The sequence below is a fragment of the Actomonas spartinae genome, assembly GCF_051209155.1.
In the GTDB taxonomy this organism is placed as follows: Bacteria; Verrucomicrobiota; Verrucomicrobiia; order Opitutales; family Opitutaceae; genus Actomonas.
In genome coordinates this window covers 1,907,938-1,924,848 of sequence record NZ_JBPJGB010000001.1, presented here as the reverse complement: position 1 = coordinate 1,924,848, position 16,911 = coordinate 1,907,938, and the positions used below count along the sequence as shown (strand labels likewise).

Annotated in this window: 7 protein-coding genes; 4 read left to right on the top strand and 3 right to left on the bottom strand. The window is 65.3% G+C overall.

Annotated elements, in window-relative coordinates; genetic code table 11:
• Positions 1 to 11: 11 nt before the first annotated feature.
• Positions 12 to 3,626 carry a TonB-dependent receptor plug domain-containing protein gene (locus AC0MRV_RS07735; RefSeq protein ID WP_472763871.1) on the bottom strand — a complete coding sequence of 1,205 codons (3,615 nt, stop codon included), beginning with the start codon at positions 3,624 to 3,626 and terminating at the stop codon, positions 12 to 14.
• Between the two features lie 460 nt (positions 3,627 to 4,086).
• Here AC0MRV_RS07735 and AC0MRV_RS07730 point away from each other — a divergent pair, with 460 nt between their 5' ends.
• From AC0MRV_RS07730 to AC0MRV_RS07715, 4 genes are read left to right on the top strand one after another with little or no spacing between them, the layout of a single operon-like run.
• Positions 4,087 to 7,665, top strand: coding sequence for a CRTAC1 family protein (locus AC0MRV_RS07730; protein ID WP_472763870.1), 3,579 nt, complete (start codon positions 4,087 to 4,089; stop codon positions 7,663 to 7,665).
• Positions 7,666 to 7,667: 2 nt separating this feature from the next.
• The gene (locus AC0MRV_RS07725) at positions 7,668 to 10,043 is read left to right on the top strand and encodes a hypothetical protein (protein ID WP_472763869.1); all 2,376 of its coding nucleotides are present in this window, start codon (positions 7,668 to 7,670) and stop codon (positions 10,041 to 10,043) included.
• Positions 10,044 to 10,078: 35 nt separating this feature from the next.
• Complete coding sequence (locus tag AC0MRV_RS07720) at positions 10,079 to 13,120, top strand: sensor histidine kinase (RefSeq protein ID WP_472763868.1); 3,042 nt, start codon at positions 10,079 to 10,081, stop codon at positions 13,118 to 13,120.
• Positions 13,098 to 13,727: a response regulator gene (locus AC0MRV_RS07715; RefSeq protein WP_472763867.1), complete on the top strand. Its 630-nt coding sequence runs from the start codon at positions 13,098 to 13,100 to the stop codon at positions 13,725 to 13,727. The genes AC0MRV_RS07720 and AC0MRV_RS07715 overlap by 23 nt, the downstream gene beginning before the upstream one ends.
• 25 nt (positions 13,728 to 13,752) lie before the next feature.
• Here AC0MRV_RS07715 and AC0MRV_RS07710 read toward each other — a convergent pair whose 3' ends face one another.
• Both AC0MRV_RS07710 and AC0MRV_RS07705 read right to left on the bottom strand, forming a co-directional pair.
• Positions 13,753 to 14,946 carry a hypothetical protein gene (locus AC0MRV_RS07710; protein ID WP_472763866.1) on the bottom strand — a complete coding sequence of 398 codons (1,194 nt, stop codon included), beginning with the start codon at positions 14,944 to 14,946 and terminating at the stop codon, positions 13,753 to 13,755.
• A 31-nt stretch (positions 14,947 to 14,977) separates the two neighbouring features.
• Positions 14,978 to 16,702, bottom strand: a complete 1,725-nt coding sequence (locus AC0MRV_RS07705; protein ID WP_472763865.1) for a family 43 glycosylhydrolase — start codon at positions 16,700 to 16,702, stop codon at positions 14,978 to 14,980.
• Positions 16,703 to 16,911: the final 209 nt, after the last annotated feature.

Below are 16,911 nucleotides of genomic sequence, written 5' to 3'. Positions count from 1 at the left end.
CAACCAAAGACCTAGAAGCGGAAGGTATTCGTCAGGAATATATTCTGCGGCGGCCTGATGCGGAATGCCGCCGGCGTGCCGTCCGGTTGGACGGTGATGGGCACCAATTCCTCTCCGACCCCGACGTTCTGGACGTTCAACTGGACGCGCCAATCGACCTTGTCGTTCCAGATCTTGCGGCCGTAGCCGACCCACAGGTCGAAGTCGATCTGGGCCTCGTCCTTGTAGGGCGCATCCAGATCGTAGCCGATGAAGCCCGTTCCCTGGAACGGAGTGTAGGCCAGCACGGCGGAGGATTGGTAACGAGCCGAACCACCGAGGCTGAAGCCCTTGAGGACGCCTTCCTTGAAGTCGTAGTTCGTGACCATGTTGATGTGCCAAATGCGGTTTTCCGGCACGTTGGTGCCTTGCTCCGCGAGGCGGGCCTTGAGGTCGCCGTCGGCGTGTCCGCGCCAGTTCTGGCGGGCGGTCGTGCCACCGGCGTTACCACCCCAGATACGGAGGTCACCCATGACGGTGTTGTTCAGGCGATTGTCGAAATCGAGCAGGTATTCGATCTGCGTCATGCCGCTGCCGCCCGGGACCGGGGTCTGGCCGATGTTGTCGAGGGTCGACTCGATCTTGGACGCGTTGAGCGTCAGGCGCCAGTTGTCGGTGATCTGGGCGTGGAGCTCGGCTTCGTAACCCTCGGCCACCAACTCACTGGTGAGGCGGAAGGAACCGAGACCGGATTCGGTGAGGTCGTTGGTTTCCCAGCTGAAGCCCCAGGCGTTGGCCATGATCTCGGGCAGCGGCGCCATTTCGGCGAGCCACTGGTCCCAAGCTTCGATCACCGCGACTTCGAGGGCGCCCGCTTCGGCCGGGGTTTGACCGGCCTCGGGTTCGTAATCGACACCATACTTGATCGGACCCGCGTCTTCGCCCGGCGCCGGGTAAGGCAGGTCACTGACGATGTTGTTGCCGTAGCGCTGACTGTCCGGGTTGCTGCGCGTCTCGTAGTTGTATTTGAAGCGCGACCACGCCTGGGCGTAGATGCCCACGTTGTTGCCGTAGTTCCAGAACTGGATGAACGACGACGGGTTGTTGGCGATGGTCGATTCAAACTTGTTCAGCTTGAACGAATACTTGCCGCTCTTGGAGGCGAGGATCACGCCGATGTCTTCCGTCTCACCGGCCGGCAGCGGGAGCTGTTGGCCGAAGTAGTCGGTGAACACCTGTCCGGTCTGGAAGTTGTTCGACTTGTTGTAGGACGCGCTGATCTGGAAGGGCAGCTTCTCCACGAAGTCGCCGACGAACGGCAGGCGGTTGAAGTGCACCACGGCACCCCAGCTGTCGGAGTCTTCCTCGACCGGGCCGAGTTCATCCTCGGTGGTGGTGACCTTGGTCAGGTCGCCGTCACCCCGGTTCGGGGTGTTCTGCGGATCCCAACGGACGGTCTTCTGATAAACCTCGTCATGACGGGTGCCGGCGGTGGCGACGATGGAGTCGTTCCAGAACTTGCCCTGCCAGACGAAGGCGTAGGCGTCGTTGGAGCGGGTGTCCTGAGTCCAGCCGGTGGTGAGGCGCTCGATGTTCTCCTTGCTGTCCGCGTGGATGAGACCCACCTCGCGGGTGACCCAACCGACGTAGTTGGCCGGGTTCTCGGATTGGGTGGACTCAAACGGACCACCGGCGGTGCCCGCGGAGGCGTTGTTGAACCACGGTGCCCCCGGATCGACGCCCACCGCGTTCCAGGTGGAATCGAAGTAGCGCAGGGAGACGGTGTTGCCGAGCATCGGATCGCCGACCGGCGTCACGATACCGAAGTCGTCGCCGAGGTTTTTGCCGACGAGGCTGTCACCGATGTATTGCGTGCGGATCGGAATGAAGTCGGCCCAGAAGCGACCGTTCGCATTGCGAGTGTCTTCGAAGAACGGTTGGGAGAACCAATCGTTGTCGAAGGCCGAACGCGCCCAGCTGCGACCGAACGAGTAGTAGTCGTCCGACGAAGCCATGCCGGTGATGGTGTGTTGACCGAGCAGCTTGGCGAGCCAGTGCCCGTCGCCGGTCTTGTCGAAGTCGTGGGTGAAGAAACCGGTCGCACGCACGCTGTCGCGGTCGGTCGTGCCCTCACTGGCACCGTTGCCGAGCTGCACGAAAGGCCGGCCGGCGCCGGGGTTCTGCGTGCCGTCGGTGTAATAACCGCCGGCGGCGTCGTTGGTGCCGTCGGGCCAGACCGAATAGTAGTCGACGAAGATGTTACCGGAGCCACCGACCAAGGGCGAATAGTTGCCGTTGGTGACGGTCTCGTGGTGATAACCGATGTCGAAGCCGAGCTTGTCGTTGAAGAAGGTCTGGCTGAGAGAGACGTCGTAGGTCTCGAAGTCGCTCCACTCCCGCTTGATGTCACCGTCGAGGAGGCGGTCGTAGAAGTTGAAGATCTTCGGATCGGTGATGTAGCGGTTCTTGATCAGACTGGCGAAGGGCAGACCCACTGCGTTGGCGTAGTCGCGATAACCGCGAATGCCGTGCGGCCCACCGGGGGCGATACCACCAATGCCACCGTCACGCTCGCCCGTCGGGCCGAGACCGAGGTAGGTGTATTCGTTGATCGCCATGCCCAGGACCGGCGTGGTCGAACCGGGGAGGAACCAGAACTCGGAACCACCGAAGTAGTTGTTGCCGTAGTTCGTGTTGACCCACTGGCTGAAACCCGGGTTGGCGTCGCCGTTGTTGTCGTTGGCGACCGCACCACCGCGCCCCGGCAGCTCAACATACGGGCTGTTTTGCCACGCCATGTTGTAGAGCTCCTTGTTGAGGTCGGTGAACCACGGCGTGATGTTGTCGCCCGGCGGCATGTTGCGGGGGCGGTTGCTGGTGGAATCACCGCGCTCGAAGTTGGCTTTGATGATGGTGCGGGCGGACCCTTCCTTCAGGAAGCCGGGCTCGTAGCGCAGAGCGACCCACTGGCGATCGAAGTCCTCAAAGGCGGGCTCCTGCTTGAACTTGCTCTTGTTGACCACCGCAGCGAAGCGCACGGCCAACTGGTCGTCGATGATTTCGCGATTGAAATCAACCGAGCCGCGGAAACTGCCGTATTGGTCAACGCGCACCGAGACTTCGCTGAGGTTGCGGAAGGTCGCCTGCTTCGTGCGGGTGTTGATCACGCCGCCCGGGCTACCCTGGCCGAACAGAATGGCGTTCGGACCACGCTGCAGGTCAACCGCGTCGATGTTGTAACCGTCCCACGGAATACCGGTGAGGTAGAGATCGCGGGTGTTATCGGCCGAGACGAGACCGCGCACGCGGTTGGTCGACTGCGGGTTGAGGTAGGAGGCGTCCGCGTTCGGAGCGGTGCCGCCGCCCGAGCCGGAATAGTTGCCATTCACGCCACCGATTTCGGTGCCGAGCGTGTATTTGAGGAGCGACTGGTTGTCGGTCGCGCCGATGTCTTGCAGAAACTGCTGGGTGTAAACCGACAGCGAAGTGCCAAGATCTCTGATGTCGGTGTTGAGACGGTTACCGGCCAGCGTCGTCGCGGCGGCATAACCGGAAGTGTCCTCCTGGGCTGTGACCTCGAAAGGCGACAGCACCAGAACATCTTCATCGTCGATCGCGGCGTTCGAGCCGGCGCTCTGAGCGAACATCGGGGTGCTCGCGAGCAGGGCGGCCAGTAGCGAACTGGTGGTCCTGCGGATGCATCTAGTTGGGTTAGGTTCCATGGGGTCTGGTTGTGATACCTGTCAGTCGTTTAAACGTAGGATTTGGTGTTAAACGGATACCCTTGCGCCCCCCTCGGGGGACCGAGGTCCAGAGACCGACGCGGTTGGAATGCGGGGGTTTGAGCGGGGTGCAGGTCGGATACGGAGAACAACGGGGGTTGTTCACTGCATCAGGGTTCCGGAGCCCGTTCAGACTATCGAAGATCCCCCGCCCCTTCCATAGGGGTTTTGCGACATTCGTGTGGTCGAATGCGGCCTCAACCCCCTGTTTGTATAACCTGGGTTATAAAACCATCTCGCACCATTGGCTGGTTGCCCGTTCGCGCCGCGCGCCAGCAAGCTGATCTCCGTTTTCCCCTCCCCACGGACAACGCCGTCGCCCCCCATGCCGATACCCCGTTTTCGTCTGCTCTACCTGCCGCTGGCCGCGCTACTTCCGAGTCTGCCCCAGGCCGCCTTTGCCGATGTGCCCCCGTCCACGGCCTTCGGCGCACCTTCCGAGCCTGCCGGCGACACTCGTTTCTCCACCCTCACGCCCGCCGCCACCGGCCTGGTCGTCGACAACCGCTACGACGACCCGCAGATGTGGGCCCAGCGCTACCGCGAGTTCATGGGCGGCGGCATGGGCTCCGGCCTCGCCGCCGGCGACTTCGACAACGACGGCCTCGTCGACCTCTACGTCAGCACCAAAACCAAACCCGGCCGCCTCTTCCGCAACCTCGGCAACTGGCGCTTCGAAGACGTGACCGACGACGCCAACGCGTCCGAATCCGCCTCCCTCATGGGCTGGTTCAAGGGTGCGATCGGTTCCGACGACGAGGTCATCTGGCGCCAGGGCGCGGTTTTCGCCGACATCAACAACGACGGCTGGCTCGACCTCCACGTCAGCCGCAACGACGCCCCCAACCTCATGTTCGTCAACCAGGGCGACGGCACCTTTGAGGAGGAGGCCGCCGACCGCGGGCTCGATCTCGCCGACGGCAGCGTGGTGGGCGCCTTTGCCGACTACGACCGCGACGGTTGGCTCGATGTGTTTATCCTCACCAATCAAGTCGAGGGCACCGAACCCTCCGGACGATCCGACCGACTCTTCCGCAACACGGGCAAGGGTCACTTCGTCGAGGTCACCCAGCGGGCCGGCATTGCCGGCGCGACCTTCGGCCACTCCGCCACCTGGCTCGACTTCAATGGTGACCGCTGGCCCGACCTCTACGTCGCCAACGATTTCGCCGGGCCCGATCACCTGTATCGGAACAATGGAGACGGCACCTTCACCAACGTGATCGACGCGGTCACGCCGCACACCCCCTACTCCTCCATGGGCGCCGACAGCGGCGACATCAACAACGACGGCTTCGAGGACCTGCTGGTGGCCGACATGGCCACCACCACCCGCGAGCAGGACAAACGCGGCCTGGCCGCCAGCCGGGCCGACGTGCTGGTGATGGGCACCCGCCACGGCACCGCCCCCCAATACATGCGCAACGTCCTGCTGCTCAACACCGGCACCGGGGTCTTTGGCGAGGCCGCCTGCTGGGCCGGGCTCGAAGCCACCGACTGGACCTGGTCACTCCGCTTCGAGGACTACGACAACGACGGTTGGACCGACCTGCACGTCACCAACGGCATGGTGCGCGAAGCCAACAACAGCGACCTGCTCGCGCGCATGATGCGCTCCCTCTCCGATATGGAACGCATCCGGGTGATGAAGAACGCCCCGCCGCTCAACGAAGCCAACCTCGCCTACCGCAACCGCGGCGGCGGCGAGTTTGAATCGGTCGGTCCCGCCTGGGGACTCGATCATGTCGGGGTGTCCTTCGGCGCCGTCACGGCCGACTTTGACCGCGACGGCGACCTCGATCTCGTCGTGATCGACTACGACGGTGGCCTTCGTATCCATCGCAACGATACCACCGACTTCCACCGCGTGCAGGTCCGCCTGCGCGGTCAGTCTTCCAACCGCTTCGGCGTCGGCGCGGTCGTGCGCATCACCAGCCCCACCCTCGGGCAACAATCCCGCACCCTCACCGTCTCCCGCGGTTACGCGTCCGGCAGTGAGTTGGTGGCCCACTTCGGGCTCGGCCGGGACGAAACGATCGCAACGCTCACGGTGGAATGGCCGTCGGGCATCACCCAGACCTTCACCGACCTGCCCGCCGATCGTGCCTACCTCGTCACCGAAGCCGGTCAGCCCACGCCGGCCGCACCGGCCGCCGACACGCTCTTCGCCGATTCCACTGCCGCCCGCGGCCTGGCCTTCACCGACGAATCGGCCCTCGCCATTCCCGACCACGAACAGGTTTTCCTGCCCTTTCGCACCGACCGCCGCGGTCCCGGGATCGCCACCGCCGATGTGAACGGCGATGGGCACGTCGACCTTTACCTCACCGCCACGCCCGGCTCGCCCGCCCACCTGCTGCTGTGGCGCGACGGGAACTACGTGTCCGCTCCGGCCACTGCCCTCAACCCGGATGGCGCGGTCGAGCAGGGACCGGCGCTGTTCTTCGAAGCCGATGGCAACGCCGGCGTCGACCTGCTCCTCACCCGGGCCAGCGCCGACGCCAGCGCCTGGCCGGCGGCCTTCCAACCGGTCCTGTATACGAATGACGGTCGCGGCACGTTCCGCGCCTCGACCGCCTTGCCCGAATTGAATCTCAACGTCGGCGCCGCCTGCGCAGCCGACATCGATGGCGACGGCGATCTCGACCTCTTCCTTGGCGCCCGCTCGCTGCCCGGCCGGTATCCGGAGACCCCCTACAGCGTCCTGCTGCGCAACGACGGCGGTCGTTTCGTGGCGATCACCGACAACTCCCCCGCGCTCGCCGCCGCCGGCCTCGTCACCAGTGCCACCTTTGCCGATCTCGACCACGACGGTGCCCCTGATCTGGTGCTCGCGCTCGAATGGGACCACGTGCGCGTTTTCGGCAACGACGGCCACGGTCGCTTCTCCGACCGCACCAGCGAACTCGGTTTCGATTCCGGCGGCCGCGGCTGGTGGAACAGTGTGATCGCCGCCGACTTCAATCGTGACGGGCGCCTCGACATCGCCGCCGGCAACCTCGGCCTCAACACCACTTACGCCGCCACGCCGGATTCCCCGGCCACCCTGCTCTACGGCGACTTCGCGCAAAACGGCACGCCGCTGCTGGCCGAAGCGGAGCTCGAGAACGGCGCCCTCTACCCGGTCCGGGGTCGCGCCGATATCGGCGCGCGCCTGCCGATCGTGTTGCGCAAATTCCGCCGCAACGACGACTACGCCCGCGCCACCCTGCCGGAAGTCCTCGGCGAAAAGGCCGTGGCCGAGGCGACCGTCCTTCAAGCCGACAACTTCTCGTCCGGCGTTTTCCTGAGCCAACCGGACGGTCGCTACGCCTTCACCCCGTTGCCCCGCCTCGCCCAGCTGGCGCCGATCCAAGGCATGGTGGCCGCCGACCTCGATGGCGACGGTCTCATCGATCTCGCCGTCGTGCAAAACAGCGACGCCGCCACCCCCCGTTTTCACGGTGGCTTTGGTCTCGTCCTCCGCGGTCATGGCGATGGCACCTTCACCGCCCTGCCGCCGACGGAATCCGGTTTGGTCGCCACCGGGCATGGCCGGGCGCTGGTCGTGATCGACCCGGATGGTGACGCGCGACCCGATCTGTTTTTCACCCAACACAGCGGTCCCACCGGCTTCCTCGCCCACCAGCGTTCCACCGACAAGGCGTGGTTGGCTCTCCGGCTGCGCGGACCGGTCGACAACCCGACCGCCATCGGCGCGCGGATCGACGTGCGGCGTATCGACGGTTCCACGACAACCCACCACCTCACCGCCGGCAGCGGCTGGCTGAGCCAGGGTCCGACCACCCTCCACCTCGCCGCCGCCGGACTCGACGAGGTCACCGTGCACTGGCCCGACGGTCAGGTCACCCACCACCGCGACGCCCCCCCCGCCGGCGCCTGGACGCTTTCGCTCGCCGACTGAAGATGACCTCACCCGCTTCCGCTTCGTCTTCGTGGCTGCGCTGGCTTTGGCCGGCGCTTTGCCTGCTCGCCCTGGTGGCGACGGTGCGCAACGACCTCCGCCACCTGCAGTGGGCCGCGCAACTCTCGGACGAAGGCAGTCCGCCGCCGGCCCTCTCCACCGAATCCGCCACCGGCTATGCGCTCGCGCAACGCCACTTCCTCGGCACCCACCTCCGCGGCGAAACCTACCGTTGGATCGCCGCGCAACAAGCCGGCCTCGCCGGCGAAGACCTGCGCGGTCAACCCTACTTGGGCGACACCCTCCCGACCGGCCGTCCCTTCCTCCTGCCCCGCCTTTACTCGGCTTGGCTCGGCGTCGTGCGGACCGCGATCGAAGTCACGACGGGAGCGCCGTCGCCGTTGGCCGCGGAACAGGCCGCGCTGTGGGCGCCGGTGTGGACCCACGCCTTGGCCCTGCTGCTTTGGATCGCTTGGCTTTGGCGGCGGCTGGGTGCACCGGCCGCTGCGCTCGGCGCGGTGTTCTTTGCACTGTATCCGCCGCTCTGCGGCCAATTCATTCCGGGTGCCCTGACCGCCGACACGTGTGCGTTCCTGCTGGCCAGCGCCGCGGTGTTGTTCGCGTTGCCGCAACCACGACGCCCCTCCGCCCCGGCCACCTCGATCGGCGGGGCGATCGCCGCCGCCTTCGCGGTCTGGCTCAATCCGGCGTTTGGTGTTCCGGCGATCCTGCTCGTCGGGTTCACGGCGGTCTTGCGTCGTTCCGCTGCCGATCATGCTGAGCCGCTGCTCCGCTGGGCGCTGATTGGCGCCGTGCTCGTCGGCGTGGGGTGGCTGCTCGACGGCGCACCCTGGGACCCGATGGCGGGCGAACTCCGCACCGTTCATCCGCTCTACGCTTTGGCCTGGTTGGGTCTGGGACTCGTCTTGCGCGGTGGCCGCCGCTTCGGCGGACCGGGAACGGGACGGCGCTGGGGTTGGATCGAAGGGCTCATCGGCCTGGCCCTCATCGCGCCCTTGGTTGTGACGCAAGTGCGGCATGGTTTTCCGGGCTGGCTCCACACCGGCGTGGAGCTTGGCCGTCTTACTTCGCTGGACGAAACCGTCCGCTTTCCCAACGTCTTCGCGTGGCTGGGCGCGGCCGGTGCTGGCGAAAGCTTCTTCGTGCTGGCTCCGATCGGCGCAGCGAGCCTCGCTCTATTGTTGGCTCTGATCCGACGCCCGGTAGATCGCGCTGCGTTGCTGCCGGTCGCCGTCTTGTTTGGCGGCGTGTTGCTGCTGTTCATTTTCAAACTGCGGTGGGCACTCGTCGCAGTGCTCGTCGCGATTCCGGTGTTGTGGCAAATGGCTGGCGCCTTCCCGCAACTCTGGCGTCGCGCCGCCTTGGCCGCGTCCGCGGTGTTCTGTTTTCTGTTGGCCGCATGGTCGCAAAACCTGCCCTCGACCCTGTATCGCCCCGCCGGCGAGTTGGTGCCGCGGGCCGTCGATCTGGAGGCCATGGTATTCCGCCATTTTTCCCATTGGCTCGCGTCGCACACGCCCGGAGCGGAGGTCCGCGTGCTCGCGCCGCCCGCCCTGTCCGACTCGGTGGTGTTTCACGGCGATGGTCATGTGCTGATGTCGACCGCGTGGGAATCGCACCCCGGTCTGGTGGCAGCCTCCCGCGTGCTCAGTTCGCCGGAGTCCACCGAAGCCGAGGCGGTCATCGAGTCACTGGGTTTGACGCACCTCGTGATCACCTCCTGGGATCCGGTTTTTCCACTCATGGTGAAGGCTCCGCTCGAGGACGAACGGGACACCCTTTACGATCGCCTGCAACGCTGGGTGCTGCCGCGCTACCTGCGCCCGATTCCCTACCAACTTCCCGGCACGCCCGGTTACGAGGCGCAGAAACTGGCCGTGTTCGCCGTCGTGCCGCCGCAGGATGAGGCCCTCGCGCTCGCCCGTCTGGCCGAATATTTCGTGGAAGTTGGCCGACCGGAACCGGCCGGACTGGTGGCCCGCACCTTGGTCGAGGATTTCTCCCGCGACCCCAACGCCGCGATGGCGCGAGCCGCCGTTTACGAGCAAGCGCGCTACGACTCCGGGTTTCGCGCGGAACTCGATTTTCTCGCGCAGAACATTGCCGACGGCATCGTGCCCTTGGACTGGGATCGCCGCGTGGTTCGAGCCACCATGCTCGCCCTCGGCAAACGGCACGACCTGGCCCGCCCTGAGATCGTCGCCTGCCTCGCCACCATGAACGAAGAGGATTTGCGTCAGCTCACCCCCTTGCAGGCCTTTCGCCTCGGCAAACTCCTGGAGATCTACCAACTGGAATTCCCTTCCCCGGACCTCGCTGCGCTCAACCATGCCCTTTCCTCCGAATACCAACCCTGAACCGCCCGGGGTCGCCTGAACTCCCCCCCTCGCCGATGACCACCCTCCGGGCGCTTACCACCTCGATTCGACTCGCCCTCGCGGCGAGCGGTCTCGGTGCGGTCGCTAGCCGGGCGGAAGTGCCGACGATCGGCCTGCCGGTCACGCGAACCTACTCGATTGAAGACATCGGCGTGACCCGCGGACCGCAGCTCGATTTCGACCGCTACGGGCGCCTCGCCGTGATCGGGGGCGGCAGCTACATCGTGCTCAACGACGGCGCCTGGATTCACCTCCAGGACAGTATCCCCGGCGAGCCGATCTTTCTCGACGTGACCAACGCCCCGAACGGCACGGCTTACTTCGGTGCCCTCGCGACTTGGGGCGTGGCCGAATACACCGAGCACGGGGTGATTGAAGCCCGCGAGCTGCGCCCGGAGACCTACCCCGAGTGGGTCAACGTCACCAGCTTCACCAAGATCGTGACCCTCGACGATCGGGTGATTTTCTCCGGCGACGAGGGGATCGTGCTACTGCACCCGGCCACCGGCGAACTGAAGTTCTTCGGCATCTCGCGTATCGCAACCACCTTCACCCACGCCGGTGAAGTCTATGTGTCCAATAATCGGGGCACCTCCCGCTTGAACCTCGACACCGGCGAGCTCACCCCGATCGCCGCGGGTCTGACCGTGCATCAAGTCGTGCATCTCGCCGACGGGCGCACCGTCGCCGCTTCGACCGGCGGCAGTCTGTTCTATTTCGACGGCCAGGACTTCAATCCCGTCGGCGACCGGCGGCCCAACGCGCAGCCCGGTGGCATCTCCCACCTCGAAGCCCTGCCCGACGGCGGATTCGCCGCCGCCATCGACGGTGCGGGGCTGTTCATTTTCGACGCCGACGGCGCCTACCGGCTGGCTCTGACCACCAGCATCTACCGGCGCGTTTACGACCTCGCGGCCCGCGAGCCGGGCGTGCTTTGGATCGCCAACGAGAGTTCGCTGCAAAAGCTCCTCTACAATGATCCCGTCTCGGTGATCGACCAACGCTCCGATGTCGTCATTGGCTGGCCCCAAGTCTTTCAGTCCGGCGATCATACCGTCATCGCCTCCAACGGTCGCCTCTACGACATGGAACTCGCGCCGGACGGGCTGCACTACGAGTTCCGGGCGGTAGAACGTCCACCGACCACCGGCGCGTGGGCGGTCGGCACCAATCAACATCACTTTCTGGTCGGCAACGGCGAAGGCGTCTTTGCCCGCCACGGCGACAACTTCGTGCAAATCCCGGGCATGCCGCCGGCCGCCCGCCTCTTTTTGCCCGAGGACGATCTGTGCATCGTCATCGGCATCGACCAAATCGCCGCCATGCGCTTCGCCGACGGGGCTTGGCGGGAATGCGCACCGCGCCTGCCGGGCATTGGCTTCCCTTCAATCGCCCACCCCGGCGAGAAATCGATCTGGATCGAACTGGGGCTCAACCGGGCGGCCCGCGTTTGGTTCGAGGACGGCGAGCTGCACACCCAGCTATTTTTGGATTTTCCGTGGGACACGCCGGTCTGGATCAACATCGGTCTCATGAACGAGCTCGTGGTCCTGAGCGGGCCCAACAACCAACGGGTCTACCTCGACCGGCTCACCGCCGAACCCGTGCCCGCCCCGCCCTATGAACAGGTTTTGGATGACGCCGGCGTGAGCATCCTCCGACTCAACGCCGACGCCAACGGCGTCATCTGGGCGACTCACTCCAACGGCGTAATCACGCTGCACCCGGAGAACGGGGGCTATCGCATCGACACCGAGACCCTCAGCGCCATTCGCGACCTCTACCCGGTCATCACCCTGCTCAATCAGGACCGCGCCTGGATCTCCACCGAGTCGGCGCTCTACCACGTTTCCCAGCACTTCAACACCCATGTCCAACCGGTGCCGCAACCGTTTCTGGTTTCCATCACCGACGGCAAGACCGGCCGGGAGATTTTCTCCGCCGACGGTTCCCTCGACGCCCTCGCGCCCCTGCCCTGGGAACAGAATCACCTCGTTTTCCGGTATTTCTCCGGCGGATACACCACCATCCACGACCCGGTTTATGAGTTCACCATGGAATACGGGGCGAACTCCTGGAGCGTGGAGAGCGCCGACTCCCTGCTGACACTGCCGCAACTCGAAGAGGGCAACTACCGGCTCACCGTCCAACTGCATGACGGCGCCGATCCGATCGGCTCTCCGATCGTGACCGCCTTCACCATCCGCCCCCCGTGGTATCGTTCCCCCCTCGCCTATTTTGCCTATTGGAGCTCGGCCCTGCTCGTCTGCCTCGGCGCCGTCGCGTGGGGCGTTGGCCGGGCCAAGCGCAAACACGACTACCTCGAACAACTCGTGCGCGAACGCACCGACGAGCTGCGCGCGACGATGGCCAAGCTCACCGACGAGGCCCGCACCTCCGCCACCCTGGCCGAACGCAACCGCCTCGCCGGCGAGATCCACGACAGCCTGCAACAGGGCCTGAGCGGACTCGCGCTGCACCTCGAGACCACCCTCAAGAACGACGGCCTCGATCCCGACATTCGCTCCCGACTCGGCCTCGCCCGGCGCATGGTGTCCTACACCCGGCAGGAGGTGCAGCAGGCGGTTTGGGACCTGGAGTCGCCGTTGCTGCAGAACGACTCGCTCTCCCACGCTTTGAGCAAACTGGCCGACCTCATCGGCAACGAAACCAACGTCGTCGAGGTTTCCGCCGTCGGCACCGAAGCCGCGGTGTCGTCCACCACCAAACACCACCTGCTGCGCATCGCCCAGGAGGCCATCACCAACGCCGTGCGCCACAGCGGGGCGCATCACGTGCGGGTGGAGCTGAAGTTCTCCGCCGACACCGCCTTCCTCGCCGTGCGCGACGACGGAAAGGGTTTCGCCATTGATGAGGTTTTGGTCGGCGGCCTCGGCCACTTCGGCCTGCGGGGCCTGCGGTCCCGCGCCCAGAAAATTCAGGGCGACCTGCAGATCGAGAGCACGCCCGGTCAGGGCACCTGCGTCTGCATCACCGTCCCCCTCGCCTCGTCCCCCGTCCCCCGCTCCCGCCATGATGAACAACCGGAAGATTAGAATCCTGCTCGTCGACGACCACATCGTCCTGCGCATGGGCCTCGCCATGGCCGCCAATGATGCCCCTGACATGGAGGTCGTGGGCGAGGCCGAGAACGGCGAGGATGCCGTCAAGGTTTACCGCGCCTGCCAACCCGACGTCGTCGTGCTCGACATGCGCATGCCCAAACACAGCGGCCTCGAGACCATCAAGATGCTCAAGGACGAGTTCGGCGCCCCCAAGGTCCTCGTCTTCTCCAACTACGCCAGCGGCGACGAGGCGTTGCAGGCCTTCCAGGCCGGTGCCCTGGGCTTCGTGGTCAAGGACATGCCTCTGGAGCGCCTGCTGGACGGCATTCGCCGCGTGGATGAAGGCGACCAATACATTCCCTCCGAGGTCGCCGCCCGCATGAGTCGGCGGGTCGTGTCTCAACTTTCCAAACGGGAGTTCGAGGTGCTCTCATTTGTGGCCAAGGGGCTTTCCAACAAGGAAATCGCCGCCGAACTCAATCTGGTCGAGGGCACCGTCAAGGTCCACCTCACCAACATCCTCGCCAAGCTGCAGGTTTCCGATCGCACCCAGGCCATCCTCGCCGCGATCAAGCGCGGCATCATCAACGTCGAGTGAGACGGTCACGCCGCCCGGGCCGGCCTCACCGGCCGAAGTAGTCGGCCGGATTCACCACCAGGCGGCCCGCCACCGCTTCGCCACCTTCCACCGGCGGCAGATAAACGAGCGATTCGACCACGTTGCGCACCTGTGGCGGCACCACCGCGTTGGCGGCCGGGTCGATTCCCGCATAGTTGCCGTCGGCGTCCACATGCACGGTCACCGGATGATCAAAGGGCGCGGGGTCTTCCGCGGCGCGCAACGCGGCCGGCGCCAGCGCCCACACCACTGCGGCCGGCGCTGAATCCTCCCGCGTCTCCGCCCGCCGCAGCTCCACCGCGAACTGACGGGCCTCGTCGGCCGTGAGCGGCACCCGGCGCTCCGACTGGCTGGTCGCCAGCTCGTGCCCGCGGCTGTAAAGGTAGATCTCCGTGTTCAGCAGTTCGAAGCCGGCGGGGAAATCGAATTGGGAAACCGAGATCTCCCGCGGATCCGGTCCGATCGGTCCGATCGCCCGGGTGTAGTTGTAATCGAGCAACTGATCCTCCTTGTCGCGTATCCGCACCAAAATTACGGCGTAGGCGTCGGCGATCGGCTGCGGCGCCGAGACCGTGAAGGTGTGCACCAGCCCGTCGAAGTTGGCCGCGTTGCCGTCGAAGCCGCCCTGCTCCCGGCGCACTTGCGTTTGGTAACGTTGCAACTGGGTCGAGCTATCCGCGATGCCGGCAAATGCCTTGGCGGTCATTTCCTGAGCCGTGGCCTGCCCGCCGCCTTCGCCGCCGGCGTTTTTGATCTTCGCATCCAGGTAACGCAACTCCCGGTCCGCCATCGCCTGCCGCGTGGTCAGATACTCCATCAGGCTCGCCTGTTGGCTTTCGCGCTCAAACTCCGGGTTGGCGACCACCGAGAGCACCGGCGTGTTTTTGAGCTCACTCAGCTCAACCGCCACCGGCGCGACCTTGGCTTCTTTGCGCCAGCGAAAGCCTTGCTCGATCGACCGCGGTTCGATCACCCCCGGTGCGGTTTCAACCCACAGGGTATCATTCTCAATGGTGACAACCGGGAGCGATTCACCTTGGTCGGCCACAAATAGGTCGAGCCCGACAAAGAGTTGGTGATCGCGAATCGCGAAGTCGGTCGATTCCACGTGTTTGACCGCAGCGGGTTCGGCGGCCGCGAGCCAACCGGGGAGCGCCAGCAGACAGACCGTGCGAGACAAATTGAAGGGGTATTTCATGGGCAAAACGGGGTGGGATCGCCGCTCACGGTCAGTTCGAGTCGGTGGCCTGCAGCGCGAAACCTGTGATCAGGGTGGAGCCTGCCGCCAGCGGTGCGCGCACGGAGAGGTTGACCAACTCCGCGTCCACGTCCGCCTGCACCGTCAAAGTGGCGGCGCCGCTGCTGCTCGTGCCGGCGGCGTTCGTCAGCTCGACGTGGTAGCTACCGGCGTCGGCCGGCGCCGCCTCGGTCAGATTGAGAGTCGCTCCGGTCGCGCCCGCGATGGGGGTGTTGTCGCGAAACCACTGATACGCCACCGGCGCCCCCACTTCGGTCTCGACCCACAGACCGGCGCGCTGACCGGAAGCGACCTTCAGCGGACGCGGCTCGGTCACCACCACCGGCGCCGCACCGGGGAGGAATTGCCACCAGTTGAAATTGAACAAGGCTTCGCCCGCTCCCTCAAAGCGCAGATAAAGATCGTGCACGCCCGTCGCGCCCGTGACGGCGCTGGAGACTGTCGACCAAGTCTGATCGCCGCCGGTTGACGCCACCTCGACCGTCGCGATCACCGGGCCGTCTGCCGCGTCGAGGCGGAACTCGATGCTACCTCCGGCGCCGGCCGCGGCCACGCGTGCCTGCACCTGCCCAGCGCCGGCGCTGCCGAAATCAACGCCGCGCACCCGAATCCAATCACCCGCCTGCAGGTCGGTGACGTTCATGCCGCCCTCGGCGCAGATTTCGGTTTCGATGCCGGACTGCTCGTTCAGCGTCTCCGCCTCCACGCGCAGATACGGATTGAGATTCCCCACCTGTCGCACGCCGTCGCGGGTGTAGGCGACGGGAATGATCGAGCCGTCCTTCTCGTAATGCAGCTCTTCGACCGCAATGTTGCGGCGGTAGACCGGCGGGATGCCGGCTTCGTTGGCCACGAAGCGGTTGTGATACACGTGATACCAAGCGCCGTGCAGCTCGAACTCCGCCGCGTGGTTGTTGTTGTTGTTGGACGGCGGTTGGGCGGCCACCACCCCGGCGTAGGTAAACGGTCCGATCGCCGAGTCCGAGGTGAGGTAGTCGATGCGAATGCCCGCCGACGGCTGGGTCGAATAGCTCAGGTAGTAGATGTCGTCACGTTTGTGCATCCAAGCCGCCTCAAAAAAGGCGCGAGCGGAGACTTTGATCGCCTCGCCTTGGACACTGATCATGTCCTCGTTGAGGCGGATGATGCGCACATTGTCTTCGCCGTTGCCGCCAAAGTAGAGGTAGGCCTGCCCGTCGTCGTCGATGAACACCGCCGGGTCGAACACCCAGATGTTTTGCGCGGGCAATACCCCGGGAGTGTTGGCCGTCACCAGCGGACGACCGATCGGGTCCACAAACGGGCCGGCCGGGCTGTCGCTCACCGCCACGCCGATGTTCGACCCGTTGTTGGCGAAATAGAGGTAGAACTTCCCGTTGCGCTCGATCGCGGCCGGGGCCCAGGTGTGCGTTGCCCAGCTCGCCGCGCCCGGCACGCGGATCACCTCGCCATGATCCGTCCAGTTCTTGAGGTCCGAGCTCGAGACGCAGACGAGCGACTTCATGTCATAGCCGCCCTCCAGTGGGCTGTCGTCGTCGTTGGAGCAATAAATGTAGACGCGACCATCGTAGACCATCGCCGCGGGGTCAGCGAGATGGCGGTGCGAGGCGATGGGATAATCGGCCACAGTTCGGGTCGGCGTCGCCACGGCCAAAGCCGCCGCGACCATAACGAGCATCGGGATTCGTCGGGTCATGTTACGGAGGAAGGGGTTGGCAGCCTTGCGGCATTCTCGCCAACCGTGGGGGTGGTGGGGTGAGGCGGTCAAACGACCACCCGTTCAGGCTGATCGCAACCTCGTCACGATGTCAGCGAAACTCGTATCTGACTATGGTTATAGCCGAACGCTAACGATCGGCAGCTTGAGCCGGATTCACGCAGGACCTTCTTGAGCAAACCCCCATG